Origin of the sequence: Amycolatopsis sp. NPDC102389, assembly GCF_044765885.1 — a bacterium.
In the GTDB taxonomy this organism is placed as follows: domain Bacteria; phylum Actinomycetota; class Actinomycetes; order Mycobacteriales; family Pseudonocardiaceae; genus Amycolatopsis.
Window position 1 is genome coordinate 62,301 of sequence record NZ_JBIWKX010000005.1, and the last position, 24,197, is coordinate 86,497.

The following is a 24,197-nucleotide window of genomic DNA, read 5'->3' on the forward strand; positions in this document are numbered from 1 at the left end:
CTTCCGTCGGTCTCGAAACTGCTGTTCGGGCGGGTCGGAGGTGGTGGCGGGGGAGCCGTCCTGGTCATCGGCTCACAGGAGCGCGCAGTGTGGCCTCGACCGAAGCCATGACCTCACCGATTTCCCCGGAGTTGTGGAAAGCACGGTCGTAGACGACGTCGACAGTGAGGCGTCCACTCACCGTCGTCACGAACATCGCGGGGACCGGGCCGTGCAGCGTCGCGGCGAACCGGCTACCGGTGACGCGCAGCCCTTCGGGCAGCACGGGGTCCTCCACGACACCGATGTTCGAGACCATGAAGGTCATGGGCGGCGGTGGTGCGGGGGTGAGGCATCGGGCCAGCAGGACACGCTGCGGTTCATCCCGGCCGAGACCCGCGAGCAGCTCGGCGGCGACGCGTTGCCCGACGTCGAGCGGTTCGTCGTCGGCGGCGACCGGGACGGTGACCAGCGTAGGAAGGGCGCCACACAGCTGGGCGTCTGGAGCGATCGGTGGATCGAGTCGTGCACGCAAATCCACCGGGATGCAGAAGGTGACCGGTCGCGGGCCGTCCTCTTCGGGCAATCGCGCCAGTACCGCTTTGGAAAGCGCTCCACACAACAATCCCGTGACCGAGATCCGGCTTGCGCGGGCGAACGCCACCACCTCGGCCGTGTGCTCGGGCTCGAACTCGAGGTGGTGCACGCCGATGCCCGACGGTGGTTCACCGGAGCCACCCGGAAGGACCGCGGGCTCGCCCGGCACACCGTGCGGCTCAGGCCATCCTGGCTCGTAGCGTCCGGAGAAGAGCTCTTCCAACCCCGCTTCGAACACCGGGCGTGGCGCCGAGGGCGGGACTTCGTCGCGGAGCAGGGCGGTGTAGATACGGAGCAGAGAGCGCAACAGCGCCTGCACCAGGCGTGCGTCGGAAACGGAATGGTCGACCGCGAGGGCCAGGACGGTCGTGTCGGTCGTCTCGTAAAGGGACAACCGGCTGATCGCGCCATCTTCGAGCCGCTGAGAGATCTCGTGTTCGAACGTGTCCGCGCCGACGGCCACCTTCGGCATGCTGTCCCGCAAGGCCACCAGGAATCCGTCCGGGCTTCCGAGAATCCCGCAGCGCAACAGCGGGTACTCGCGGCCAAGCCGCTGCCACGCGCTTTCGAGCAGTACGGGGTCGAACTGCCCGGTGAAGGCGGTGCGGACCACGACCGGGCCGAATCCGGCGAGGATGTACGCGGTCTCGCTGACCGTCAGCGGCCGTTCGGTGGTAGTCATCGCTTCCTGCTTACATTCAGAGACATCGGTTGGTGGTTGGGAACGTCCCTCATCACCGGAACGGTGGTCAACGCGCAGTGTGTAAAGCCTGCCCGGTTTTCTGGGAGGGGTGACCGGTCGGACATGGCCGGGTGAACCAAGGGTGCTCGCGTCGCCCGAACGTGGCGGCCACGGGCCTGCGCGTGGTCCGCACGCGTGACCCCGGGGTCGGCCGCGATTCGGCCAGGGATCGGGGGCTAATGGGGCAAACATGCCGGAGAGGCGCCCTCGATGTTCCACGGGTCTGTTCTCCTGGAAAGGGAACACCGGGTCAACGGCTGGTGGCGGGGTGTACTCGACCTCTGCCGTCAGCCGTCCCTCAGGTCACGACGTCGGCAGATCAGCCGATTTCCGACAAGAGCCCGGATTCGGCAGGCCTGGTGGCAGGGTTCCCGTAATGGTTCTGCGGCTCCAGCGCCGCCAGGACCTTGTCCAGCAGAGCCGCGGGATTCACCGCGATATGAAGCCGATCCCGGCATTTCTCACGCAGGAATCCTTCGGACACCATATGGTCGGTGAATCGCAGCAGCATTCGGTAGTAGCCGTTGGTGTCCAGCAGGCCGATCGGCTTTGCGTGCATGCCCAGATCCGCCGAGGTCCACACCTCGAAGAGCTCCTCCACTGTTCCGGCTCCCCCTGGCAGGGCGATGAATCCCTGAGAGAGCTGGAACATCCTGGCCTTGCGCGCATGCGTATCGGCGACCACCTGCAGTTGGTTGATACCGCGATGCGGGGCCGCGCCGCCGGCGGATTCCCTGGTGATCACGCCGATGACGTCGCCCCCGGCGGCGAGCGCCGCATCGGCCAGCGCGCCCATCGTCCCGTATCCCGCGCCGCCGTATACGACACCAACGCCTCGTTCGGCGAGCAGGGCGCCGACGGTCGCGGCCTGGTGCAGATATCGCGGATCGTTACCCGTCGAAGAACCACAGAAAACACTGATGCGTTTTTTCACCGGAGTACCTCCTGGTGCCCTTGTCACCGCATCGGGAGTCTCAGTCGGCGGCTGCGGGACGAGGAAACCCGAGATGTCAAGACAGTACTCTTGAGCGGCGCATACGCCGGAAAACCTGCACGAACTCGCACTTTTGGTAGACGCGTAGTCTGTTGGCGGGCAAATACTTGACAGCACGCCAGCGTATTGCTAGAGCATGCTGGTGCTGGAATCGATAACCGATATCCGATCGTCTTTGCCTACTGGCGATGCTCGACCGCGGTCAGGCCGAGCATCGCCAGCAGGCCGGCACGTTCGTTCTCATCCCGCGCCAACCGGCAGACGGTTCGAGCAGCGCGGGCACGTATTTCCTCGCCGTGGGCCTCCATGTGCACTTCGCCATTGGTGCCCGGCAGTCGGTAGACCGGCGTCCGACGGGGTTTGCCTGACGTGGATCGGTGCGAAGCGTTCGTCATGGGGAGCCTTCGGTCGTGGCAGTACGCGGCTTCTGGTCATCAGGAGGGCGTCGCCGAATCGAATGATCGGCCTACTCCCGCACGGTACTGTAGAGGTGATTCCGCGCTCGAAACCCCGTTCTGAGGGGGAATGTGTCCGTTCGGGAATGATCGCGATGCAAGGGGGCAGATCATTGGTGCGGCTTATGCGGATTCCTATCAGTGTTACAGGAAGTTCGCGCCGATAGGACGATCGCTGTACCTCTGCCTCACAAGGTGATCAGGACCTTGGTCGCCTGGCGATCCATCATCGCCTGGTAGCCGCTGTCCACACAGGCGAGCTGGACGGTGTGATCGAAGATCGGGCTCGGGTCGAGGCGACCGGCGACGACGTCGTCGAGCAAAGCCGGGAGGTAAGCGCGGGCAGGCGCGAGGCCACCGGTGACGGTGACGTTCCGCAGGAAGCATGCCATTGAATCAAGGACACCGTGCGGTCCACCCACCGTGCTGATGGCTCCGCCGTCAGCGCATACCGCCATCGCGGTGTCCATGGCACCTTGCTCGCCGACGGCCTCGACCACCAGGTCGGCACCGGCACCGCCAGTGGCTTCGATCACCTGAGTCCAGCCCTCGGCGCCTTGGGCGCTGACGAGGTCTGTGGCGCCGAACTTGTGTCCGATCCGCAGTCTCGTTTCATGGTGGCCGATCAGGAAGATCCGTTCGATGCCCGCTCGCTGTGCCGCCAGGACAGCACACAGGCCCACCGCCCCATCGCCGACGACGGCGACTGTCGCGGGCTTGCGCCCCGCGGACGCGTGGATGGCGTGGTGGCCGGTCGCCATCACGTCCGCCAGGGTCAGCACGGCCGGAATCCGCTCGTCGTGCTCGTCCAACGGCACGGGAAGCAGGGTGCCGTCCGCGAAGGGCACACGGACGCCGTCTGCCTGACCACCGCCCGCCGCGACGCCCCACATTCCGCCGTTCTGGCACGAACTCTGCATGCCGCGAACGCACTGGACGCAGTCTCCATCGGAGAACATGAACGGTGCCACGACCGGTTGCCCGGGTCGCACCGTGCGTACGTCCCGGCCCACGGAGGCGACCACGCCGACGAACTCGTGTCCACAAGCCGGTCCCTGGACCGGCCCTGGCCGCCCCTGGTAGCCGCGTAGATCGGTTCCGCAGATCCCGGCGGCCACCACTCGCACGACGGCATCCGACGGATGTTCGATTCTGGGGTCGGGTACGTGAACGACGTCTACGTGACCCGGTGCGCGCAATATCGCCGCTCTCATCGTCCTGCCTCCTGCGGTTGTATGGGTTTCTTGCGTGCGACGGTGATTCCGTCGGTGACCGTGGGCAGGACCGGCTCGACCCGGTGGTCGGCTTGCACATATGCGTCGAACTCACCGATCGCGCGTGCGTTCCCCGTTTCCTGTGGTGACATCATCCTGTCCGCGATCAGCAGTCCGCCAGGGCGGACCCTGGGCACCAGGGCTTCCCAATACTCGACGTAGCGGGCCTTGTCGGCGTCGATGAAAGCCAGGTCGAAAAGGGGGCATTCGGGAAATGCGCGGATGGTCTCGGTTGCGGGGCCGAAAATGGGCTCGATCCGGTCGGTGAAACCCGCTCGATGCCACGCGGTTCTCGCGATCTGCGCCCATTTGCCGGTGCTGCCGCAGGTGATGACCGACCCGCCAGGACCGACGGCCTCGGCCAGCGCCATGGTCGAATAGCCGGTAAGGGCGCCCACCTCGATGATCGTCCGAGCGGATGTCAACCTGGCGAGGAAGGTCAGAAGCGCGCCCTCCTCGGCGGGTATGTGCATCTCGGCGACGTTCCCCAGCGCGAAAGTCGAGTTCGCGACGGGCTCGCCGGCCAGTTCCAGGTCTTCGAGGCGCGACACGGTGCCTGACTCGATCAGGGATGCGGAGAGGGTACGGGTCATCGCTGCTCCTACAGCAGGCGGATGGGCAGCAGCACAGCCGAGGGACGAGTTCGATCGTGGTATACGAATTGTTCGGCCGCGTGGACTGTGGTGGCCGTGGCGTGTGGTTCTCCGGTGCCGAGATTGCGGGCGTAGCGGGGAAAGGCGCCGCTGGATACTTGGACCCGGATGCGGTGGCCACGTTTGAAACGATATGCGGTCGGCCATAACCGCACCGTGACGCGGGATATCTCGTCGGCGCCGGATAGGCTGGTCAGACCGTCGCAAATGTTGTATGAGCGGCCGCGCGGATCGACCTCGCACAACCGGACGAACACATCGGCATAGGGCAAGCTCGAGCGAAACCAGATTTCGGCGCTGACCTCGCCGACGACTTCGACGTCCTCGCCGAGCACCTCACTCGTGTAGGTGAGTACATCCGCGCGGGACTCCAGAGCCGTGTTGTCCACACGGCCGCCGCGGGTCATCCGCACGCCACCGACGGCAGGCGTGGGATCGGCCGGGTCATAGCGATACCGGTCGGGCTCCGACTCGTCGGTTACCTGGCCGGTCAGCACCCCATCGGCCTCGAGATGGAATCGCCGTTCCTGACAGCCTGCCGGAGGCCACGTATCGAAGTCTCGCCATTCCTCCGCGCCCATCACGAACAGACGAACCGGAGCGCGCTTCGGTGGCGGGTCACCGTGCGCGCAGGTCAGCCCGAACTCGACGGCCTCCTGGACAGCCGTGTTCGTCCTGGCGACGAAGTCACTGAAGCCGGCATGCGTCCACGGGCCGATCGTGAGCCGTGCCGGTCGTCCTGAGTCCTGCATGGTTCGGAAGTCACGGATCTGGCCAGGCAAGAAGATGTCGTACCAACCACCTACAGAGCTGACGGGCACGGTCACTTGCGCGACGCGCTCTCGGTGGTCGAGATCGGCCCACCGCGGATGGGACGCGTCACAGGTGAGAACGTCCTGGACATAGTCGACGCGGTGGCCGACGACGGCGACATCCGCGCGGCCGAGCGGCAGCGCCGCGAGCGCGTTGTCGATTCGCCGCGCACGCGCCAGCTGCCGGAGCATGGACCGCGGGCGCTCCTGGACCGCGGTCTGCATGCCCCACCCGAACGGTGTCTCCAGCGACAGACCGTCTCCACGCAGGAACTCCAGTGTCATGGCGGAGTCTGTCGCCTGCGGGATCATCGCCTTGACCTCTGGAGGCAGGCGGTCGGCCACCGCCCACTGCACGTATCCGAGATAGCTGCCACCGACCAGTACGAGCGAGTCGCCGAACCACGGCTGCTTCACCACCCATTCCAGGGTTGCCTGTCCGTCTTCGCGCTCTTGGCGCATCGGATCGAAGGCCCCGCCGGAACCCGACGTGCCGCGAACACTCTGGATCAGCACCTGATAGCCGCGCTCGGCCAGTGGCCGAGCCAGCAGATCGAACATGCCCGAGCGGCCGTACGGGCCTCGGATCAAGGCCGTGGGAAGGCTTTCTCCGCCCGTGCGCGGCGCCCAGCGGTCCGCGAGCAACTCGACGCCGTCCGGCATCGGTACCCGGAGATCACGCTGGACGACGAGAGCACGCGTCGCAGGCGGAGGCAATCTGAGCATCCGCTGGAGAATGTGGCTGCCCAGGTTCATGGCGTCCGGCCGAGGATGACCGGCATTGTCGCCACGCGGCGGGAGAAAGTGCTCGGGCGCCATGCGATGGGCTGGTCAGGATCGGCGAGGCGCACCGCCGGATATCGGCTCAGCAGAGCGTGCAGGCCGGTCGTGGCCACCATCGTTCCGAGGCGCGCGCCGACACAACGATGGCCGCCGTGGCCGAAAGCCAGATGGCTGCCGGCGTCGCGGTCGATATCGAGAGCGTCAGGGTTGGCGAAATGTGCTGGGTCATGGTTGGCCCCCGCGAGCGATACCACGATATACGCTCGTGGTGGAATGGTTGCTCCTTCGAGTTCGACCGGACCATTGGTGTGGCGTGGCAGGGTCAGCCGGAGTGGGCTCTCAAACCGGAGCAGTTCGTCGATTCGACCGGCCAGTTTCGACAGATCCGACGTGACTTCCGCCATAGCCCGGGGATGGCGCAGGAGGCAAGCCAAGCCGTTCGTCACTACGCCTGTGGCCTCCTGGCCGGCGTGCATGAGCAGCGCTGCCGCCCCGTAAATCTCGAATTCACTCAGTACCCCGTCATCGTGCGCGCGCCACAGGTCCGAGAACCCGTCGTCGGCGAGCGAGTGCCGTTTCGCGCTCATCACCGACGCGACGAAACCGTAGAACTTGCCCGCGGCGACCCGTGCGGCTTGTGGATCGAGCATGTGGTAGTTAAGCAAGTCGCTCCACTGTGGATAGGTCATGGACAGGTCCGCGGGAATTCCCAGTACTTTCGCGAGCGTCGCGTTGCCGAGCGGTACTGCGTACTGGTAGTGGAGGTCGACCGGTTCGGCCTCGGACAGGCCGTCGAGTAGCTCGACGGCGGTCTGTTCCAGGAACGGGCCTACCGCCTCGACCCGGCGGGTGCTCATCGCTTTCACCAATGCCGGGCGTGTCCTGGCGTGTCGTTCGTCCTCCATCGCGAGCGGTATGGTCCTTGTGTGGTGGTACTCGTCAGGAGTCGCGTCCTGCGGGTCGCGGGCCTTGTTCACCCACCAGGGTGCGTCGTAGAAGTCGTTGCTCACGTATGGGTGCACCAGCACTTTGCGTACATCTTCGTAGCGGGTGACCAGCCACACCGGAGCGCCGCCGAACTCGCCGATCACGGTGGGCGGCGCGCTGTCGCGGACCGCGGCCAGTGCTTCGTAGGGTTTGGATACGAACGGCATCTCGCGCAGCTGATGCCAGCGTGGGCAGGTGTCTTGGACGTCCGAGCGGGTCGTACCGGCGGCGATCTCGAATGTCTCGGAGAAGAGCTGCACGAAGTCGGCCATTTCGATGATGATCATCTCGCCCAGTTCGCTTGCGAAGGTGCGCGCTTCTGTGTTTGTCATGGCGTTGGCTCTCTGTCGAAGGATTCATGCGAACCGTTTTGTTGCAGCACTTCCTTGAACATCTCCACCGCGCGGTCCACTGAGTTCATTTCCGCCAGGCGGCTGCTCGGGATGGTGTCCATAGGCACGTGGTGGCGTTGCTCCATCGAGTGCAGCAGCCACATCCGGGTAAAGGAGTCGATCTCTTCGGAGACTTCGGCCGGCTCGACGCCGCGGGCGGTGGCCACCAGGAGCAGGATGTCTTCGCGGGTCGGTAACGGTGGAGGTTCGGAGGACGAGCGATCGCTCAGCAGAGTCGCGAAGAGTGTCGTGATCTCTCCGATCGTCGAGGATTCCAGGCGGTCGGTATGGTCGTCCGGAAGGTGGACGTTCCAGCGATCCTCCAGCTCCAGTACCAGCTGGATGCATTCACCACGGGTGAGTTCAAGGCCGGGCGTGCCCAGCCTGGTGTCCGGGGCGAAGTGCCATGTTCGCCGATCTTCGGAGCGCAGCGTGCCGATGATCTGGGCGGCGGCCAACTCGGCGACGGTGGAAGAATTCATCGGAAAGCTCTCTCCGTGGGCATCGCGGCGGACGAAAGTCGTTCAGGATCACGGACACTTTTGCCCGTAAGTGTCTTAGGCAGACTGGGTACCACGTGATATGCGGCGGGTCGCTGGTGCGGCGCCAGCACTTTGTCGGCCTCGCCGCTGATGCGAGGGAGTGCGTCGGGAACATCCAGAACCAGATAAGCGTGTATCGCTTTCCGGTGAATGACCACGACATCGCGCACGCCCTCGATCGCGGCGAAGATGCGCTCGAGGGCCATCAGATCGACCTTGAGCCCGCCGACGGCGACTTGGGAGTCCACGCGTCCTTGCAGATTCACCCGGCCGTCCGGGTCGATCGTGGCCGCGTCTCCTGTATGGAGCCACCCGTCTTGCCAGGCACCCTGCTGCATCGCGAGTTCCGGTACGTAGGGCGACGAGCGCAGCCTGACAAGCAGTTCACCGTCCTCGGCTCGTGCTTCCATGCCCGGTGCGAGCACACCGGCGGAGGGGCCCAGCAGGCCGTCGAGATCAGCTGAGATCATGCCGGTTTCGGTCATGCCGTAGAGCTGGCCGACCCGGGTGCGGTAGCGATCGGCGACGAGGTCGCAAACACTGCCAGGCGCGGCTTCGCCGGACCACACGAATCGCTTGAAGTGGGGGAGCGCCGGGGGTTCAGGGACCGTGGCGAGCATCTGGAGATGAAAGGGAACACCGAGGACAGACGTCGGTCTCGTGGCACCCCGCAGCGTTCGAACGATCCCCAACGCGGTCCCGTGGTCGGGAACGATCAGGTTCGCGCCCGTGTAGAGGGCCGTGAGCAGCCCGGCGAAAAGCCCGTAGGCGTGCGCGAAAGCCGTCAAGACCACGATGTCTTCGCCGCTTGTGGGAGCCCCGTCGACGCTGGCGGACTTGGTGACCTCTGACACTATGTCGGCGACGTGCCGTCCTATGCCCTTGAAATCTCCGGTCGACCCGGAGCTGAACTGGATGAGCGCGTGTCCGGTCGCTCGTGGGGCTCCCGGCAGGCGCGTGGGGACGCAGACCGGCCGTCCGTCCGCATACGTCCCAGAGCTGAAGGTGAGACTCGCGCCGTATACGTCGACGATTCGTTCCCACTGGAGGTCTGGGACCCGATGGTCCACCAGAATGAGCCGGGCGCCGCACCGCCAGGTGGCCAGCGCGATCGTGATGAATTCCGCGCACGGTGGAAGCCGGATGGCGACCGAAGATGCCGGTCCCACTCCGTACCCGCGCAACATCTCTTGGCGGATGCCGACTTCTTCCCGCAATACGGAGCGTGGCAGCGCTTCTCCGAGCAGGAATTCGCCATCGGACCGGCTCAGCAGGAGGTCGTCGATCCAGTGGGTGTCCGTTGACATCAAGGTCTCCTGTCTCGCAGGCGCTACCGGACCGCCTGGGGCCGCGGTGCCGACGGCGCGTTCCAGACCGCGGCGACCTCGGTCGCCGCGGATTCGGCCTGGGCACGCCCGGCGCGGGCCGCGTCCGGGAGGAGGGCCGGGTCAAGAGGCCGAACCGGCACCTCGTCGGCTACGACTGTCGCGATCATGGCGCCGGTACGAGACGCGAGCTCGGCCGTCTGGTCTATCACGCGGCTGCCCGCCGCGAATCCCTCCGGCATCGGCGCCAGTACGACGATTCGTTCGTAGTCGCCGGCGACGTCGGCATTCGCGGGGGACTTGATGAATCCGTCCATCCAACGCCGCCCGAGTGCTCGCGCGGGCGGGTAGATGAAGGGCAGCGCACAACTGGCTGTCACGGCGTCGAGGAGCGATAACCCGGATCCGCTGTCGAAGACGACGAACTCGCCCGTTTCCGCGTCTACGGAGGTGACGCAGAGCTCTCGATCCGGCCACTCCGCGTCTGGAAGCCGAGCACCGATGAAGGCGCTCAGGCTGGTCGAGGCGCTTTCATCGGCCAAAGCGGCCTTCCCTACGCGCGCCCGGCAGAGTTGGGGACTCTGTGCGCCACCCAGCATTCCGCCCAACGCGGTGTGGGCAGCAGTGCTCAACTCAAGAGCGGGCTCTGGAGAAGCTTTGTCGATCACCTGGCTGTAGAGCACTTCAAGGTCGCATCCGGTGGTGAGCTGTGCGCCTACCAAGGCGCCGGACGAAGTGCCCACGACGAGGTCCGCTCGCAGGATGTCTATTCCGGCGTCGACGAGTCCGCACAACATACCGATCAGCCAGCCGCTGCCGGTGAGACCTCCTCCGCCGAGAACGAGGGCTTTGCGTTTCTCTTTGCCCGGCATGGCAGTCCTTCCTGGGTCCGAAGGACCCGCGGCTCACCTTCAAGTGTGCGGACTTCTTGGCGCTCAGGAGTTTTGTGGCGACTGGAATAATGATTCCAAGTCTGATTTGCATCGCTTGTGACGTAGCGGGTGACTGCGGCACGGAAGGGCTCATCCGTGGTGTGCAAGCGGAGTGCTTCGCTCAAGCTACGTCTGGTGTGACGGCCTAAGATGGTGGCGTGGCAGCGGGTTCGCTCATAGGCCGCTCCTCGGCAGATAGGCCACACGGGATACCGGACGAAGGAAATGATTCTTCCGCCCAAAGGGGTTTTCGTTCGAACGAATTAGACTACTTGGGCAGGTCGGCTAGCAAACGCCTGTTCCGTAGAATGGAACAGGCGACGTCATCGCCCCGTACCAGCGCAGAGTGCCGGCCAGGGTAGACGACCGTCAGCGCGGTGGCGCGTCTTCCGCTTCGCCGGGACGTCATGCCGACATGACTCGGCTGAGGCGACGGTCACGGTGAAGGCTCTTCGGCAGGGCGCTCCGCCCGTCGCGGCGGTCGGTGAGCTCGCCGCGACCGAGCGCGCAGAGCAGGTCGGCGGATGTCCGCGCAAAGATGGCGAGCGGGAATCGAGTGCTGCCGTCGTCACTGCGGACGATAGCCGCGCGGTTCAGTCAGACGCCGGGACGAGTTTCACCAGGTCGTGCACGGTCCTTGCGGCGAAGACGTCGACGTCGTCGAAGTCATGCCCGAACTCCTTGTTCATGGCGAGTACCAGCTCCAGCCGGGTGATGGAGTCGATGTCGAGACCGCCGTCTATCTCCGACTGCGGTGTAATGTCTTCGCCCGCTACTTTGGACCAACGCTCCAGTATCTTGCTCAACCTGCGGAAGTTCTCATTCATGGTGACTCCTCATGATCACTTTAGTTGACGTTCTCCACTGCGAGTTCGGGCCATCGCAGCGTCGTCGATCCCCAGGTGAAACCTGCGCCGAAGGCGGTTACGAGAACGAGCTCGCCGGGGTGCAGCTGGTTCGCTGTGACACCGTCCGCCATCGCGAGTGGGATTGACGCGGCGGAGGTGTTGCCGAACCGCTCGATGTTCGTCACCAGCCGGTCTGGTGGCAGTCCGAGCTGGTCGGCGATCGCGTGGAGGATTCTGATGTTCGCCTGGTGACCGATGACACGGTCCAGGTCAGACAGTGCGTAGCCGGCAGCCTCGACTGCCGCTGCCGATGACGCCGTCATGTTCTGCACCGCGGACATGAAGACTTGCCTGCCCTGCATCACGACGCGGTCCCCATGTTCAGCTTTGAGTAATCCGAGGTGCTCACCCTCGCTATGCAAGTCGAAGGTGTGCAGAGCGCCGAGTTCCTTCGCGTGCCCCGCTCGCAGGACGACCGCGCCCGCGCCGTCCGCGAGTAAGGGTGCGGTCATCGGGTCGGTGGGGTCAGTGATCGAGGAAAGCGTGTCGGCGCCGATCAACAGCACACTCTCCGCGGCACGGGCCATGATCAGGCTCGACGCGACGGCGAGACCGTAGACGAAACCGGTGCACGCGGCGTTGAGATCGAATGCGGGCGCGGAGAGTCCCAGCGCGGATGCGATCGCCGGCGCTGTGGCCGGCGTGATCCGGTCTGGAGTGGTGGTTGCCAGAACGACGTGGTCTACAGTGCTGACTCCGGCCGAACGCAGCGCACGCCTGCCCGCGGCGACAGCCAGCGTTCCGGTGGATGTACCGGGTATGGCCCTCCGCCTGCTGCCGATTCCCGTCCGGGCACGGATCCATTCGTCATCGCGACCGATCAGCGCCGCCACCTCGTCATTGGACACCTCATGGGGTGGGGCCCACGCCCCCAGACCGGCAAGCACTGCTGCGCGCGTCATGACGTCACCGCCGCGTCATCAAGCCAGAAGTCGATTGTCTGCCAGGGGTAGTGAGGCAACGACACAAACTCGCCTTCACCTTCGAACACCTCGGCCCAGTCGGGAGAACCGCCCGCGCGGTACACCGCCGCCATCTCCGTCGCGGCCTCCACATCGGTCTGACCTGCGAGGTGTCGCTCCATCTTGTTCACGAGTTCAGCTGCGGTAGAGGCGTCGAAAATAAGGCGATGAGCGTGGTGCTCCCTGCTCGTCGCGGCGCTGAAGCACACGTCGAGGAGGGATTCCTGTCGTCCCTGGCCGCCTGGCGAGAGGTAGGTGATGTAGCGACGCAGCATGTCGTCCAGTGCTGCGGGCGTACGCGCAGACACTGCGAACGGCAGTGCCCGGGTTACCTGAGCCTTCGACGCACGTCGCCAAGCAGGGTCTGCCTCTCCCACCACGAGGTGGCAGTTGACCGAGGAGATTCCCTGACCGCTGATGCCCGCGATGGCGAGCCTGCCAACAGGCTCGATCGGGTGCGGTTCGGTCGGCACTCGCACCGGCAGTTCGCTCCACGGCACCTTCGGGTTGGGTACGTGGTGATGCAGGCTCGGTGCGACTCGGCGGTGCCGCAGGCACAACGCCGTCTTGATCAGCGCCGCGATGCCCGCCGCGCCTTCGGGGTGGCCGATGTTCGACTTGACGGACCCGACCAGGAGCGGACGGTCCTGGTCGCGTCCCTCACCGAGCACTTCGCTCAGTCCGGCGAACTCGATCGGATCGATCATGGGCGTGCCGGTGCCGTGTGCCTCGACGAAGTCGACTTCACTGGGCGTTACTCCGGCGTTCTCGTAGGCCCACCGCAGCATCTGCACGTGCCCCTCGACCGAGGGTGCCAGCAATGACCCGCTGCTGGCGCCATCATTGGTGACCGCGCTTCCGAGAACGACGGCGTGCACACGATCTCCATCGGCGAGTGCGTCGGCGAGCCGTTTCAGGACCACCACACCGACGCCGTCCGACGGTGCGAACCCGTTCGCCGACGCGTCCCCGAACTTGCACCGGCCATCCGGTGCCAGCATCCGAACCTGAGAGAGCAGCACGTCCTCGTCCGGGGTGAGCTTGAGATTCACGCCTGCCGCGAGCGCGATGTTCGTCTCGCCCAGACGCAAGCTCTGGCACGCCAGATGTACGGCGACGAGCGACGATGAGCACGCCGTATCCAGGGTGATGCTCGGCCCGCGGAGATCGAACGTGTAAGACAGGCGGCCCGAAAGCACCGACCGCTGGTTGTAGACCGAACTGGGGCTGATCGCTTCGACACCGAGCTTGGCGACGAGGTCCCAGTAATCGAGGTGCATGCTGCCCACGTAGACACCTGTTCGGCTGCCCGCGAGCGTTGAGGGCACCTGTCCCGCGTCCTCGAACGCCTCCCACGCTGTCATCAACAGAAGCCGTTGCTGCGGATCAAGGCTGCGAGCTTCGTTCTCCGGCATGCCGAAAAACTCTGCGTCGAAGTTGCCGACGCCGTCGACGTACCCGGATCGGAGGCTGATCACCTTGCCCGGTGCCGGATGTGGCGAGTACATCGCCTTCGCGTCGTAGCGCTCCACCGGTGTTTCACCGGTGGCGTCCACCCCCTCCCGGAGCAACTGCCACAACGTATCCACGTCGTTGGCGCCTGGGAAACGGCAGGCCATCCCCACTACCGCGATCGCTTGATCCCCGCAGGCACCGCCCCAACTGGACGCGTGCTCTGGATTCTTGGTGCTCATGTCGTGCGCCTCGCTTCTGGTGAGACCCCGGGGCCGGTTCGGCGGTTCACCGAGTCGATGTCGAAATTTCCCGCCAGTGCGTACTTCTGCGAGATGGCAGCGAGCTCTCCCTGGGTGAACACGTCGTTCACGTTGGCGAAGCCATGTGGTGCTCGTTCGTGTGCCACAGTGATCACCGCTTCCGGCCCCATGCTCCGGTTCTTGATCTGCAATTCGGTGGTGATCGGTCTGCGCTCTGTCTCGTAGGCGAGTAGCGCGTCATCGAAGGAATCGTGCTCTGCCAACGCTCGCGCGAGAACCGAGGCATCCATCACAGCCTGTGTCGCGCCATTGGAGCCCATCGGGTACATCGCGTGCGCCGCGTCGCCGAGCAAGGTCACCCGGCCAGACGTCCACCTCGGCAAGGGATCTCGGTCCTGCATCGGGTACTCGTGCACCTGCTCGGACGCGGCGATGATCGCCGAGATGTCCAGCCAGTCGAAGTTCCACACGGCGAAAGACGACGAGAGACGCCCGAGATCGGAAGGGCCTCCGGTCCGAGGCGGTATGCCTCCAGGAGCGGGTTGAGCTGCGACCCAGTTCACCATCACACGGCCGGACTTGTCATCGGCGCGAATCGGGTACAGCACGATGCGCCGGACGTCGTCACCGCTGACGATCATGGTGCGTCCGTCCAGGAACGGTTCTGTCCATGACGTTCCGCGCCACATGACGACCCCGTTGCGCACTGGTGCGCCTCCTCCGGGCCAGAGTGCCGTGCGGACCGCGGAATCGATGCCGTCGGCACCGATCACGAGATCACCAGAGATCATGGAAGAGGTACCGTCGGCGTGTTCGACTCGCACGTGCGCGCCAGTCTCGTCTTCGGCGACACCCGTGATCGCCGCGCCGTTGACAAAGGCTTGACTGCCTAGCCGTTCCCTTACGGCGGCTAGCAGGACTCCGTGTAGATCGCCACGATGGATCGAAAGCTGCGGAACCACGTATCCGGCCGCGACGCCACGGGGCTCAGCCCAGATGAGATCGCCGTGACAGTTGTAGTAGCGCAGTTCACTGGTCTGAATCGCCTGAGCGGTCAGCTTGTCGAGCACATCCAGATCGCGCAGCACCCGTACCGCGTTGGGCAGGATGTTCAGCCCTACGCCGAGTGGCTCGATACGCTGCGCCGCCTCCAGCACAACGATGTCACCGATTCCGCTGTGGTGCAGGCTCAAGGCCGCTGCGAGGCCACCGATTCCGCCGCCGGCGATCACCGTCCTCGCCATCAGCTCATGTCCTTCATGTGCGTGGTGACGGATCGTCGCAGCAACGTCGAGATGGCCCTGGTCGCGTCGGTGATCGCTTCGAGCATCGCCACACTTCCGCCGCCACTGCCGAGTTCGTAAAGACCGACGTCGGCCGCATACGCCTTCCTCGCGATGGAGAGATGCTTGCCTCGGAACACCATGAGCGATCGCATCGTGCGGCAAAGTGCCTCCGCGCTCGCGTACATCCCCAGCGGGAGCATCTCCTCCGTCGAGCACCCCCGGAGCTCCTCGGTCACTCGGGTCACGAGCGACCTCGTTCGCCGCCACTTCCCGTGCAACGGCTTCCAATGCTGCAAGCCGTACACAACGGAGTCGTCAGCGAACTCGAGGTACTCGTCTCCGCCGTGATCGCACGCCCACACCAGGAGGTCCACGACTGACAGGGGCACATGTGCTGCGGCCGGCCCGAGGTATGTCTCGTCGCCGACACGGATCTCCTCGAAGAACGGCCGCATCGTCCTGGCGAAGAACTCCGGTGTGACGCTGGCGAGAACCGTATCGATCGAGTCCTCCAAGGACCCGACCAAAGCAGCGAGCTCGTTGGCGGCCAAGGCAAAGGCGAGATCACCCGGATCCGCGGAGTCGAGCACGGCACACAGGTCGACGGCATCACTGAGACGCGGCAAGCTGATCCGCACCGCAGCCATGAGGAGCCGTTCCATCGGCAGACCGGTGTACATCCGCTCCCGACGCCCTGTCGGGTTCCACCTGATGTAGTGATGGATGGTGTCGCGAGGAATCAACCCGCTGCGCTGAGCAAGCAGCCGCAGCACTTCCTCGAGAGAAGAAATCTCAGATACCGGCTCTGCGCCGTTCCGCTTTATTGACCCGAGCAAAATGCCAAGATCGCGCATCGTGGCGAGAGTCTCCGGAGTGGACATCCGCTCGACATCCGCCACCGGCGGGACTATCAGCCGGGTTAATGAGAGCAGTGCCTGCACATCGCCGGCAGCGTTCGCCTGCCATACGGTGGCGAGCAGCCGATCGAAGTGAATCGGATCCAAGGTGCGAACGTGCTCGTCGGAAAAGCCCATCTCACCGGTGTCATTGATGGTTCGCAAGCGAAGCAGGGACATCTCAGCTCGCCGCGAAGAAGTATGCGATCGCCGCTGTGACGAGTCCGAAGATCGCAGCGGGTACCGCCTTCGTTACAGCATCCTTGGCCTTCAAGTGCACCGCCACAGCGCCGGACATCAACACGGCCAGGCCAGTGGCCGCAACGATGCCGAGTAGGGGCTGCTGCGCTAATGGTGTGATGCACAACGCCAGTCCGCCGGCGAGCTCGGCTGCACCGATGAAGCGGTAAGTGCTGTACTTGAAGCCGAACCGCTCAGCGTCCCCCCGCATCACGGCTACTCCTGCGAGCTTTGCCGAACCTCCGCCCATGAACAGCAAGCCGGTCACCACAACGAAGGCAGAGAACGCCACCGCAATCCCCATTTCTGAGTTCATCGATGCTTGCAGCGGGGCGCCTGCCCCTGGATGAGGTCGAACCCAAGCACCAGACAACACGGGTTGGCTATGTCCAAAATTTTCGTATTTTCTGCCCGAAGGGCCCGTTGCGCCATGTCGTCCAGTGAACGTGATGGGGTTTTGAGGTTGCTGCACCGCGAGCTGGTGGTCGTGGGCTGTCAAACCTTCTTCACTCCACTGGTAGAGACAGGTCTGCTGCCGCTTGGGCGCAGCGATCAGCAACTACGTGCTGAACCCGTGACGGTGCGAGTTCGGCTGCGTAGCCGGACGGGCGTTGCCGGCGTCGTGTGTCCAGCGGGGGGCGCACGGGCCGCCACCCGCAGTCGCGGGCTCCGCCGCGAACACGAACGGCTGCCATATGCTCAAGCCACTGGTGATGGCGATCCGCCTGCCTAACGGGTGGCCGGCAGCCCGGCCGCGGTCGCGGCGATCATGTGTTGCAGTGTCGGCCGGAACGGGGGAAACACCCGGGCGATCTCCGGCTCGCGGTCATACAGCTCCCGCAGGGAGGCCGAGGGGCGGGTCAGCGGGAACAGTTTCGCGACGAACGCGCTGGCCGCCATGACCAAGGACGCCCCATCGGTGCCGGTCAGATCAGGGCAGGCGATGGAGAGCTGCTGACCTACGGTGAAGTAGGTGTCGATGGCCCACCGCTTGTAGACCTCCAAGGCCTCGACCGACACGTTGTGCTCCAGCATCGTCTCGGCATGCGTGGTTAGGTCGCAGTACAACGGCCGGTCGGCGTAAGCGTCGGCCAAAGCCGCCGCCGCCGCGGAAAACCCGCTCGCCCCGTGCAGCGCGGCGCCGGCGGCGACCGCCCAATCCGCTCCCTCCCGCATCGTCAGCTGCAGGTAGATCTCTTCGCGTGTGCCGAAGTAGCGCAGGACGTTGGACTTGGCCAGCCCCACCGCCGTGGCGATGTCGCCCAGGCTGACCCGGGCCACGCCCGACGCCAGGGCAAGGTCGGTGGCGGCGGCGAGGATCGTCTCGCGCCGCTGGTTCTTCTGCTCCGGGCGACGGGCCCGCTGAAACGACGTTTCCATGGCAGCCACCACCCTAGCCCCGCACCTAGGAGAACGACGTTCTCTTGGTAAAGGGACGCTGTTCTTATACGTTCGGCCCGAACCGTCCCCCAACTCGAACGGCACGCACATGACCGCCAGTGGCACCGATCTCAGCCGAACCATCGACGCCTTCGTCGGCTCCTTCAACGACCCCGACCTCGACCGGGTCATGTCGTTCTTCGCCGAGGACGCCCGTTACCTGCCTGGCCGTGGCCCCAAGCTGCGCGGCCTCCCGGCGATCCGGGCGGCGTTCGCGCCGCAGTTCGCCGACCGCTTCGGCGCGATGACCTCCGATGTCTACGACCGGGTGATCGACGAGTCCCGGGGCCAGGCGGCGATCCGGTGGGCGTGCCGGTTGGATCTGACCGGCGCGCAAGGCAAACGCGCGATCCCGCCGCTGCGGTGGTTCGCCCGACTCCGCTACGGCGGCCGCATGCAGTGGCACGGTTTGGACGTCTTCCACTTCGACCCCGCCGGGAAGATCACCGGCAAGTTCACCTACGCGGCCTTTCGTCTGCCGCTCTGGGAACGGGCACGCTGACCATCCGCGCTGACGAGCGGGCATCCGATCTTGCCCATCGGCCGGGATGTCGCTGACTCTGGCTTCAGCCGTTGGCGCCGGACTACCTGTTTCCCGCGACCTCGGTTCGCCAGCCGAGAAGGAGCGCGCGCAGCGCCTGTTCGGCGAGTCGCCGGGCGCGTTTGTTGTCGACGGTGCCGAGATAGCCGAGCGAGGCTACGCCGTAGAGCGTGCCCCAGATGATCTCGGCGCTCACCGGCAGCCTCTACGCTTACGGACCGCGGCCCGGCGGCAGGATGAACGAGCACACACCCGTGGCCGCCACCGGACGTAAAGGTCGCCTGCGCAAACGGATGTGGGAACAGGCCCTCGCCGCCGGTATCCGCACCGTCGAGGTCCGCGGCTCCGACTACATCGGCAAGGACGCGGTCGGCATCTACGCCATCCTCATCGAGCCGGCCATGAAGAAGGGCCGCGCCGCCTGGGTCACCGGCCACCTCGACATGCCGCACACCTTCACCTTCAACGGCGACATGGCGCGGGCCTTGGTCACGCTCGCCCAGGATGAACGCGCGTGGGGCCGCGCCTGGCACGTGCCGCCCCCGCCGGCCGTCACCATCCGCGAATTCGCCCTTGCGCTGCGCGCAGGCCGCCGGCAGACCGCCGGTGAAACTGTTCCAGCTGCCGCGCTTGGTGATGCGTGCGGCCGGGCTGGTCGTGCCCATCGCCCGCGAAATGGCCGAGATGGACTACCAGTGGTACGCGCCATTCCACATGGACGCGACGGAGACGGCGGACACCTTCGGCCTGGCCGCCACCGACCTCGACACCGCCATCCGCGACCAGGTCGGCGCGATCAGGGGGAACACGCCGACGGAGGACCGCGCCCGGACATGTGACCAGCTTGTCGTCCCTTGCCGACAGGCTGATCTCGCCGCCGCGATGATCGCGGACAAGGCGCACGGAGCCGGCACCACCGCGTTCATGAGACCCGGCCCGTTGCCACCTCGAATGATGTTGCGTTCGCGTGTCACAGCCCCACCCGCACCGCCCGTATCGACCTGCCCACAGTGAGACTTGCAACCGAAACCCGACCACGGCGGCAATGCCGGCGAACTCACAGAACCTCATGCAAGATCGAGGCTAGCGTTGACCTCGGCGCCCGTCTGCGCGGCTGACGTCGGCCGTCCTGTATGGACGGGAGCGAAGGGGTAGGACGTATCCGTATGCCGGCACGGCGATCGCGGCCACGACTACGTGCATGACCATCAGACCGGAAATGCCCAGCAGGTCGGCACCCGGAGATTTCACGGCAAGCAACAGGATGTCCGGGACGAACGAGGCCACAACGACCAGCGGTACCAATATGCGGAGGAGGGCTGCCGGGTTCCGGCTCTTGGCCCGCACCAGCACCCACCCGGCCGCGCCGCCAATCACGCCGAGGACAGTGAATGAAATATACGCGGCGGGTTGTAACGCTGCGAGATCACCGGAGGCGCCAAGAGCGCGAAAAGCAAGTGATACCAACAAATTGACGACGCTGGCGAGGAGAGCGGCGAGTGCAATGCCGCCGGTCACGGCCACCTTGCTGTGTGAATGTCCCATGATTTCCCCTACTCAGGCGAAGTGCTTTAAATCGCAAATCTGAAGTCCTTGCCCCAGGTGTGGACAGAGAATTCTCGGTGCAGGAACTCCTTAAACGATTAGTTTCATCCATTCAACCATTGAATATAGACTTCAGGGTAGTTAAGGGCAGAATGATTGCACGTACACCCGCCGCCCTTTCAGTGGGCTCGCAAATCGCAGCACCTGGGACGAATCTCCATGGGGTGATGTCCGGCTTGACCAGCTGACCGGGGCCGGTCGTTGGCCTGCCATGATCATCTGTGTCTGAGATGGCGATGCTGATCGATGTGGCGTTTCGGGCTTGTTCGCTCAGGGTAACAAGTCGGCATTGGGGTAGAACGCTTCCGGGAAACGAGGGCAGCCTGGCAAGACAGATGGGCACCGTATGGTTGTGGCCGTTGTCACGTCCTGCCCGTTCACTCGATGCTTCCTTCCTGGTCTCCCGGTTCACGAGAGGTGTGAAGGCGCATGCCGAAAAGATCATCGCGGGCGCTGGGACGCCTCCACGTTCGCCGCCGCTGCCGTAGCTATGCAGTGGCCAGGTAAAGCGGCCGACGGAGGCGGGCAGACTGGCTACGCCGACGCCGATCTGGATCTTGGCTGCAAGCCGGGATCGTGACTGGTTCGTTTGTTCTCAACGGAAATTCACAGGGTCGGGCGAAGTGCGCCAAGGCGTTTTCGCCGGATCATGTCGACGACGCCGATCGTCGCCCGGTTCACGCGGAGCTTGCCATGACCGTTATTCCCACAGCAGAGCAACTCTCGCGAGACCGCGCAGAAGGTGCCGAATCCAGGCTCCTGCTCGACCTTGTGAAGGCGGTGCAACGCGAGTCGCGCCAGACTGGCCAGAGTGGAGGCGGCGGTAGTGCGACCGAGCAATTGCTGAGCCGAATTTACCCGAGGATCGAAAGCTACTGTCGTCGGCGGCTCGGCGGGGTCAATCAACGGATGCTCTCCGTGGATGACGTGACCCAGGAGGTCGTCATCGCCGTACTCGGTGCCATACCGAAATACGATGACCGGGGCTCTCCGTTCATGGCATTTGTCTACATACTCGCCGAGCGGAAACTGATCGACGCCTGGCGGAAGAACTCGCGCGACCGGAGCAGACCGGTGGCGCTGGTGCCCGATGTTCCCAGCGGTGCTCTGCTGCCGGAGGAACTCCTCATGTCTCGCGAACTGGGCTCGCAGCTGGGCAAGCTGCTCGAGATGCTTCCTGAAAAGCAACGTCGCGTCCTGTGGTTGCGCGTCATCGAGGGCTTGTCGGCCGCTGAGACCGCGATGCGGATCGGGTCCACTTCAAGCTCGGTTCGGGTGATGCAGCATCGTGGTCTATCCACGCTGCGAAGTCGTCTCACTGCTCAGCGCAATCGGCCCGAATGCTCAATCGACGGTGTGTTGAGACGGGATGTCGTCCCGCGTCAGGCGCGGACCACGCGAGTGGCGTGAGAGGTCGCCAGCGGAATCGCAGGTGTGGCTGCGGCTCCAGTCCCGCTGTCCGGATCAAACGGAGGGCAATGCGGCTCAGTGGCCGAACGCGATGGCGCTGCTCACCTCGTCGAGGAGGGAAAGGTGAGCAGCGCGACCGCGCGCTGCGGTTTTGGACCACCGCCAGCGCGATCGCGGGCCGGCTTCTCGGCGGACAATCTCGTCTCAGCGCGTATGGTGAGCGCATTGGTGATTCCGGCAAAGTCCAGACCGGTTGTGCGAACCGGCTGACTTGCACCGGATGTGCGGTGTTGGACATGCAGCGAGCGGGCCACCTGAGCGCAGCAGAGTCTCCAGGGCTTCGAGTAGTTGGGTGTTCTGATGGATCAGCTCCTTGCTGCCGGTCGGGGTCAGGTTCGTCAGCTCGATGGTTCCGGTGTCGACGGCGGGCCGTGGCCCGTGGCCCGCCACTGTCGGAGGACCCGGCGGCCATAGTTGTTGGTGCCTGCGATGCGATCCAGTTCGGCTCCGGTCGGTGTTCGGCCTCGTGTTCGCTCGCGTTGGTAGTGCTGCCACATCCGTTGCTCGGCGGTCGGCTCGACCTGCTGAACCGCGTTCTCCGAGACGGCGACTCGGCTCTCGTCATCTGTCTCGGCTCGCTCCGTGTCAGTTGCACCGGTCTCGACCACTTTCCCGGCAGGCTCGGTCGTCCCGCTCGGGTCGTCGGCGCGGTGGCGTTTCAGCGCGCGGTTCAGCAGTTCGACGGCTAGCAGAAGAGCAAGTGGTGGGCATGCCGCGACCGTGATCGCGAAGACGCTCGGTTCCGGAGCGGTGCCGATGTTCGCGCAAAGAGACAGGGAAATCCCGAAGAAGAAGGCAAGCCAGGCGGCCCAGCGGCCAGGAGATCGACTGTCGTCAGCAGGTTTCCAGAGTTCGACAGTGGCCGTGGTGAGCAACCCGTCGACGATCAGTGGCCACATCGAGGCGGTGGACGCATCGGCACCGTGCCGGAGGGCAAATTCTCGGCCGTGTCGATAGGAGACGTAGGCGGCGCCGGTTGCCACCAAAACTGTGCAGGTGCCTTGCACCCAGAGTGCCCGATCTCGTCGGCCTTGCCCGGCAACGGCGCTCACCTTCCCGGCCCTTCGGATGCCGCGACGACGGTATGCAGGACGCGGTGCGGAACGGGATGGCCGAGACCGGTAGTTCCGCAGAGACCATCGGCTTGCGGTGCCCTCAACCCGGTGACGGTGTCCTCATTGGCTTTGTGCAGCGACAGCTGGACGGCCGTAGACGTCACAGCGCTCCCTCCCGGACGGTGTGGGGCCAAGGGATGGGGTTCACCGGTGAGTGCGGCCAGTGCGGTGGCAACGTCGGTGAGACTGGCTTTGACGTAGGTGGCAGTGGCGCTGTCCGAGGCGTCGTGGTGCCCGGCATAGGCGTGGGCGATCGCGTAGCCGAACTGGCGCTCGACCCAGGTCAAGGTGGTGTGCCGGAGCCAATGGGTGGAGATGAGCTGGGTCCGGACCCAGGGGACATGTCGGCCGATTCGGTCCCACAGGTGGTCGTAGCGGCGTTTGGTGATCGGCTCACCATGCGCATACCGCAGCAGCGGTCCGTCGGGATGGGCGGCGCCCCGGGCCTCGGCATGAGCGAGCAGATAGGCCATCAACGTCGGAGACACCGGTTGCCAGCGAACGGCGCCGTCCTTCTCCCGGAGATAGATCAGGCATTGGACCTCGTCGAGATCCCTGGGTCGGAGGTTGAGTGCGCCGCCACGACGACAGGCTGTTTCGGTATGCAGCCGGATCAGCAGGGTATCGAGTTCGGGATCGTCGCCGGTTGTGGCGGCGGCGTTGTTGATCTCGACGAGACCGGCGTCGGGCAAGGCTCGTCGTGTCGAGGGCAAACGGCGGGGTTTGCTGACTTTCCGGGCCGGATTGGCTGTTTCGGCGATGAGTTCGTCGTTGACGGCGTGCTTGTAGAGGCAGCGGGTGGCGGCGATGAAGTTCTCTTTCGCACTTCGGCCTCCGCGCGAGTTGCGGCGTACCAGCGCTTGCGCCTGGGCTTCCTCGGCGAGCTGCTGGATCTCGGTAGGTGTCGGCTCGTCGATGCGGCGCGAACCCCACCGAGCGTCGAGCCGTTTCCAGTAAGAGGAATACGCCCGGCGCGTGCTCTCCGAGACCGCCTCCGAGACCATCGGGATGTATTCCGAGAACGTCGGCACATCCGTCCGACCGAGAGGCTCGGCGAGCAGCTCGGCGGGATCGATGCCCATCTTCGACAACAGCAACCGCGCCGCGTCGAGCTCCGCGGAGCTAGCCGGATTCACGCTCATCGTGTTCACCTCCTGCCAGCGAGGCGTGGTGGGCGACGAGCAGTTCGTCGAGTGCCGCGAGCGGGTGGACGACGAGGGCACCGTGGCTCGGGTCGGCCGCGAGCAGGAGTCGATCGCCGGCATGGATTCCACATCGACGCCGCACCAGCGCGGGCAGCACGAGATACGGCCGCGGCGGGACAACGAAAACGCCTGCCGAATGTGGATGGACCACGACGGCGCTGTCGATCACGGTGATCTGGAGCGAGTCGCCGGGGCCCCAGCCGAGTGTCTTCAGTATCGAACGGTCCGACACCCGACCTGACGCGTCGATCCGGGCGAGCCCGTAGTGCATCGAACCCGATCGGGGCGCTGCCGGAAGCAGTGGAATGGGAAGCCCCGCGGCGGTTGACGAGGTAGCAGCGAACCGT

25 protein-coding genes are annotated in these 24,197 nt (G+C 65.1%); 4 read left to right on the top strand and 21 right to left on the bottom strand.

The window, feature by feature from the left end:
* Nucleotides 1–64 precede the first annotated feature (64 nt).
* Together ACIRGA_RS06805 and ACIRGA_RS06810 are read right to left on the bottom strand one after the other, a co-directional pair.
* The gene (locus ACIRGA_RS06805; RefSeq protein ID WP_400937427.1) at nucleotides 65–1,258 is read right to left on the bottom strand and encodes a chromosome condensation protein; all 1,194 of its coding nucleotides are present in this window, start codon (nucleotides 1,256–1,258) and stop codon (nucleotides 65–67) included.
* 379 nt (nucleotides 1,259–1,637) lie between these two features.
* Nucleotides 1,638–2,252, bottom strand: a complete 615-nt coding sequence (locus ACIRGA_RS06810; protein WP_400937429.1) for a TIGR00730 family Rossman fold protein — start codon at nucleotides 2,250–2,252, stop codon at nucleotides 1,638–1,640.
* 248 nt (nucleotides 2,253–2,500) lie between these two features.
* Here ACIRGA_RS06810 and ACIRGA_RS06815 point away from each other — a divergent pair, with 248 nt between their 5' ends.
* The gene (locus tag ACIRGA_RS06815; RefSeq protein ID WP_400937431.1) at nucleotides 2,501–2,680 is read left to right on the top strand and encodes a hypothetical protein; all 180 of its coding nucleotides are present in this window, start codon (nucleotides 2,501–2,503) and stop codon (nucleotides 2,678–2,680) included.
* Nucleotides 2,681–2,955: 275 nt separating this feature from the next.
* Here the strand turns inward: ACIRGA_RS06815 and ACIRGA_RS06820 are convergent, their stop codons facing one another.
* From ACIRGA_RS06820 to ACIRGA_RS06885, 14 genes are all read right to left on the bottom strand, one after another.
* Nucleotides 2,956–3,981: an alcohol dehydrogenase catalytic domain-containing protein gene (locus tag ACIRGA_RS06820; RefSeq protein ID WP_400937433.1), complete on the bottom strand. Its 1,026-nt coding sequence runs from the start codon at nucleotides 3,979–3,981 to the stop codon at nucleotides 2,956–2,958.
* Complete coding sequence (locus tag ACIRGA_RS06825; RefSeq protein WP_400937435.1) at nucleotides 3,978–4,634, bottom strand: O-methyltransferase; 657 nt, start codon at nucleotides 4,632–4,634, stop codon at nucleotides 3,978–3,980. The genes ACIRGA_RS06820 and ACIRGA_RS06825 overlap by 4 nt, the downstream gene beginning before the upstream one ends.
* An 8-nt stretch (nucleotides 4,635–4,642) precedes the next feature.
* The gene (locus tag ACIRGA_RS06830; protein ID WP_400937436.1) at nucleotides 4,643–6,262 is read right to left on the bottom strand and encodes a CocE/NonD family hydrolase; all 1,620 of its coding nucleotides are present in this window, start codon (nucleotides 6,260–6,262) and stop codon (nucleotides 4,643–4,645) included.
* Nucleotides 6,259–7,608 (bottom strand): cytochrome P450, encoded by a 1,350-nt coding sequence (locus ACIRGA_RS06835; RefSeq protein WP_400937438.1) that lies wholly within the window; start codon nucleotides 7,606–7,608, stop codon nucleotides 6,259–6,261. The genes ACIRGA_RS06830 and ACIRGA_RS06835 overlap by 4 nt, the downstream gene beginning before the upstream one ends.
* Nucleotides 7,605–8,150, bottom strand: a complete 546-nt coding sequence (locus ACIRGA_RS06840; RefSeq protein ID WP_400937441.1) for a hypothetical protein — start codon at nucleotides 8,148–8,150, stop codon at nucleotides 7,605–7,607. The genes ACIRGA_RS06835 and ACIRGA_RS06840 overlap by 4 nt, the downstream gene beginning before the upstream one ends.
* On the bottom strand, nucleotides 8,147–9,517 hold the full coding sequence (locus tag ACIRGA_RS06845; RefSeq protein ID WP_400937443.1) for a class I adenylate-forming enzyme family protein: 1,371 nt from the start codon (nucleotides 9,515–9,517) through the stop codon (nucleotides 8,147–8,149). The genes ACIRGA_RS06840 and ACIRGA_RS06845 overlap by 4 nt, the downstream gene beginning before the upstream one ends.
* Before the next feature lie 23 nt (nucleotides 9,518–9,540).
* Nucleotides 9,541–10,407, bottom strand: coding sequence for a patatin-like phospholipase family protein (locus ACIRGA_RS06850; protein WP_400937445.1), 867 nt, complete (start codon nucleotides 10,405–10,407; stop codon nucleotides 9,541–9,543).
* Between the two features lie 653 nt (nucleotides 10,408–11,060).
* Nucleotides 11,061–11,294, bottom strand: coding sequence for an acyl carrier protein (locus ACIRGA_RS06855; RefSeq protein WP_400937447.1), 234 nt, complete (start codon nucleotides 11,292–11,294; stop codon nucleotides 11,061–11,063).
* A 20-nt stretch (nucleotides 11,295–11,314) separates the two neighbouring features.
* Entirely contained in the window at nucleotides 11,315–12,277 is a 963-nt protein-coding gene (locus ACIRGA_RS06860) for a beta-ketoacyl-ACP synthase 3 (protein ID WP_400937449.1), read from the bottom strand.
* Nucleotides 12,274–14,031 (bottom strand): type I polyketide synthase, encoded by a 1,758-nt coding sequence (locus tag ACIRGA_RS06865; protein ID WP_400937451.1) that lies wholly within the window; start codon nucleotides 14,029–14,031, stop codon nucleotides 12,274–12,276. Before ACIRGA_RS06865 ends, ACIRGA_RS06860 begins: the two co-directional genes overlap by 4 nt.
* Nucleotides 14,028–15,296, bottom strand: a complete 1,269-nt coding sequence (locus ACIRGA_RS06870; protein WP_400937453.1) for an FAD-dependent monooxygenase — start codon at nucleotides 15,294–15,296, stop codon at nucleotides 14,028–14,030. Before ACIRGA_RS06870 ends, ACIRGA_RS06865 begins: the two co-directional genes overlap by 4 nt.
* On the bottom strand, nucleotides 15,296–16,414 hold the full coding sequence (locus ACIRGA_RS06875; protein ID WP_400937456.1) for a monodechloroaminopyrrolnitrin synthase PrnB family protein: 1,119 nt from the start codon (nucleotides 16,412–16,414) through the stop codon (nucleotides 15,296–15,298). Before ACIRGA_RS06875 ends, ACIRGA_RS06870 begins: the two co-directional genes overlap by 1 nt.
* Nucleotide 16,415: 1 nt before the next feature.
* A complete protein-coding gene (locus ACIRGA_RS06880; protein ID WP_400937459.1) occupies nucleotides 16,416–17,033 on the bottom strand; it encodes a DoxX family protein in 618 nt (205 codons plus the stop codon).
* A gap of 170 nt (nucleotides 17,034–17,203) precedes the next feature.
* On the bottom strand, nucleotides 17,204–17,854 hold the full coding sequence (locus ACIRGA_RS06885; RefSeq protein ID WP_400937462.1) for a TetR/AcrR family transcriptional regulator: 651 nt from the start codon (nucleotides 17,852–17,854) through the stop codon (nucleotides 17,204–17,206).
* 109 nt (nucleotides 17,855–17,963) lie between these two features.
* Here ACIRGA_RS06885 and ACIRGA_RS06890 point away from each other — a divergent pair, with 109 nt between their 5' ends.
* Entirely contained in the window at nucleotides 17,964–18,416 is a 453-nt protein-coding gene (locus ACIRGA_RS06890; protein ID WP_400937464.1) for a YybH family protein, read from the top strand.
* A gap of 82 nt (nucleotides 18,417–18,498) precedes the next feature.
* Here the strand turns inward: ACIRGA_RS06890 and ACIRGA_RS06895 are convergent, their stop codons facing one another.
* A complete protein-coding gene (locus ACIRGA_RS06895; protein WP_400937466.1) occupies nucleotides 18,499–18,651 on the bottom strand; it encodes a hypothetical protein in 153 nt (50 codons plus the stop codon).
* Between ACIRGA_RS06895 and ACIRGA_RS06900 the strand changes: the two genes are divergently transcribed.
* Nucleotides 18,635–19,294, top strand: coding sequence for a hypothetical protein (locus tag ACIRGA_RS06900; RefSeq protein ID WP_400937469.1), 660 nt, complete (start codon nucleotides 18,635–18,637; stop codon nucleotides 19,292–19,294). The two genes, ACIRGA_RS06895 and ACIRGA_RS06900, sit on opposite strands and share 17 nt — an antisense overlap.
* Nucleotides 19,295–19,538: 244 nt before the next feature.
* On the opposite strand, the gene ACIRGA_RS06905 is transcribed toward ACIRGA_RS06900, so the two are convergent.
* Nucleotides 19,539–19,973: a DUF6069 family protein gene (locus ACIRGA_RS06905; RefSeq protein WP_400937472.1), complete on the bottom strand. Its 435-nt coding sequence runs from the start codon at nucleotides 19,971–19,973 to the stop codon at nucleotides 19,539–19,541.
* Nucleotides 19,974–20,636: 663 nt separating this feature from the next.
* Here ACIRGA_RS06905 and ACIRGA_RS06910 point away from each other — a divergent pair.
* Nucleotides 20,637–21,470 (top strand): sigma-70 family RNA polymerase sigma factor, encoded by an 834-nt coding sequence (locus tag ACIRGA_RS06910; protein WP_400937473.1) that lies wholly within the window; start codon nucleotides 20,637–20,639, stop codon nucleotides 21,468–21,470.
* A gap of 398 nt (nucleotides 21,471–21,868) precedes the next feature.
* On the opposite strand, the gene ACIRGA_RS06915 is transcribed toward ACIRGA_RS06910, so the two are convergent.
* From ACIRGA_RS06915 to ACIRGA_RS06925, 3 genes are read right to left on the bottom strand one after another with little or no spacing between them, the layout of a single operon-like run.
* On the bottom strand, nucleotides 21,869–22,582 hold the full coding sequence (locus ACIRGA_RS06915) for a DUF2637 domain-containing protein (RefSeq protein WP_400937476.1): 714 nt from the start codon (nucleotides 22,580–22,582) through the stop codon (nucleotides 21,869–21,871).
* Nucleotides 22,579–23,787: a tyrosine-type recombinase/integrase gene (locus ACIRGA_RS06920; protein WP_400937478.1), complete on the bottom strand. Its 1,209-nt coding sequence runs from the start codon at nucleotides 23,785–23,787 to the stop codon at nucleotides 22,579–22,581. The genes ACIRGA_RS06915 and ACIRGA_RS06920 overlap by 4 nt, the downstream gene beginning before the upstream one ends.
* Entirely contained in the window at nucleotides 23,768–24,082 is a 315-nt protein-coding gene (locus tag ACIRGA_RS06925; RefSeq protein WP_400937481.1) for a hypothetical protein, read from the bottom strand. Before ACIRGA_RS06925 ends, ACIRGA_RS06920 begins: the two co-directional genes overlap by 20 nt.
* Nucleotides 24,083–24,197 lie beyond the last annotated feature (115 nt).

What these genes read in the sequence shown, in the direction of transcription:
- ACIRGA_RS06805 (WP_400937427.1), bottom strand. Translation starts at nt 1,258, where the DNA reads ATGACTACCACCGAACGGCCGCTGACGGTCAGCGAGACCGCGTACATC.
- ACIRGA_RS06815 (WP_400937431.1), top strand. Translation starts at nt 2,501, where the DNA reads ATGCTCGACCGCGGTCAGGCCGAGCATCGCCAGCAGGCCGGCACGTTC.
- ACIRGA_RS06820 (WP_400937433.1), bottom strand. Translation starts at nt 3,981, where the DNA reads ATGAGAGCGGCGATATTGCGCGCACCGGGTCACGTAGACGTCGTTCAC.
- ACIRGA_RS06825 (WP_400937435.1), bottom strand. Translation starts at nt 4,634, where the DNA reads ATGACCCGTACCCTCTCCGCATCCCTGATCGAGTCAGGCACCGTGTCG.
- ACIRGA_RS06830 (WP_400937436.1), bottom strand. Translation starts at nt 6,262, where the DNA reads ATGAACCTGGGCAGCCACATTCTCCAGCGGATGCTCAGATTGCCTCCG.
- ACIRGA_RS06835 (WP_400937438.1), bottom strand. Translation starts at nt 7,608, where the DNA reads ATGACAAACACAGAAGCGCGCACCTTCGCAAGCGAACTGGGCGAGATG.
- ACIRGA_RS06840 (WP_400937441.1), bottom strand. Translation starts at nt 8,150, where the DNA reads ATGAATTCTTCCACCGTCGCCGAGTTGGCCGCCGCCCAGATCATCGGC.
- ACIRGA_RS06845 (WP_400937443.1), bottom strand. Translation starts at nt 9,517, where the DNA reads ATGTCAACGGACACCCACTGGATCGACGACCTCCTGCTGAGCCGGTCC.
- ACIRGA_RS06850 (WP_400937445.1), bottom strand. Translation starts at nt 10,407, where the DNA reads ATGCCGGGCAAAGAGAAACGCAAAGCCCTCGTTCTCGGCGGAGGAGGT.
- ACIRGA_RS06855 (WP_400937447.1), bottom strand. Translation starts at nt 11,294, where the DNA reads ATGAATGAGAACTTCCGCAGGTTGAGCAAGATACTGGAGCGTTGGTCC.
- ACIRGA_RS06860 (WP_400937449.1), bottom strand. Translation starts at nt 12,277, where the DNA reads ATGACGCGCGCAGCAGTGCTTGCCGGTCTGGGGGCGTGGGCCCCACCC.
- ACIRGA_RS06865 (WP_400937451.1), bottom strand. Translation starts at nt 14,031, where the DNA reads ATGAGCACCAAGAATCCAGAGCACGCGTCCAGTTGGGGCGGTGCCTGC.
- ACIRGA_RS06870 (WP_400937453.1), bottom strand. Translation starts at nt 15,296, where the DNA reads ATGGCGAGGACGGTGATCGCCGGCGGCGGAATCGGTGGCCTCGCAGCG.
- ACIRGA_RS06875 (WP_400937456.1), bottom strand. Translation starts at nt 16,414, where the DNA reads ATGTCCCTGCTTCGCTTGCGAACCATCAATGACACCGGTGAGATGGGC.
- ACIRGA_RS06885 (WP_400937462.1), bottom strand. Translation starts at nt 17,854, where the DNA reads ATGGAAACGTCGTTTCAGCGGGCCCGTCGCCCGGAGCAGAAGAACCAG.
- ACIRGA_RS06890 (WP_400937464.1), top strand. Translation starts at nt 17,964, where the DNA reads ATGACCGCCAGTGGCACCGATCTCAGCCGAACCATCGACGCCTTCGTC.
- ACIRGA_RS06900 (WP_400937469.1), top strand. Translation starts at nt 18,635, where the DNA reads ATGATCTCGGCGCTCACCGGCAGCCTCTACGCTTACGGACCGCGGCCC.
- ACIRGA_RS06920 (WP_400937478.1), bottom strand. Translation starts at nt 23,787, where the DNA reads ATGAGCGTGAATCCGGCTAGCTCCGCGGAGCTCGACGCGGCGCGGTTG.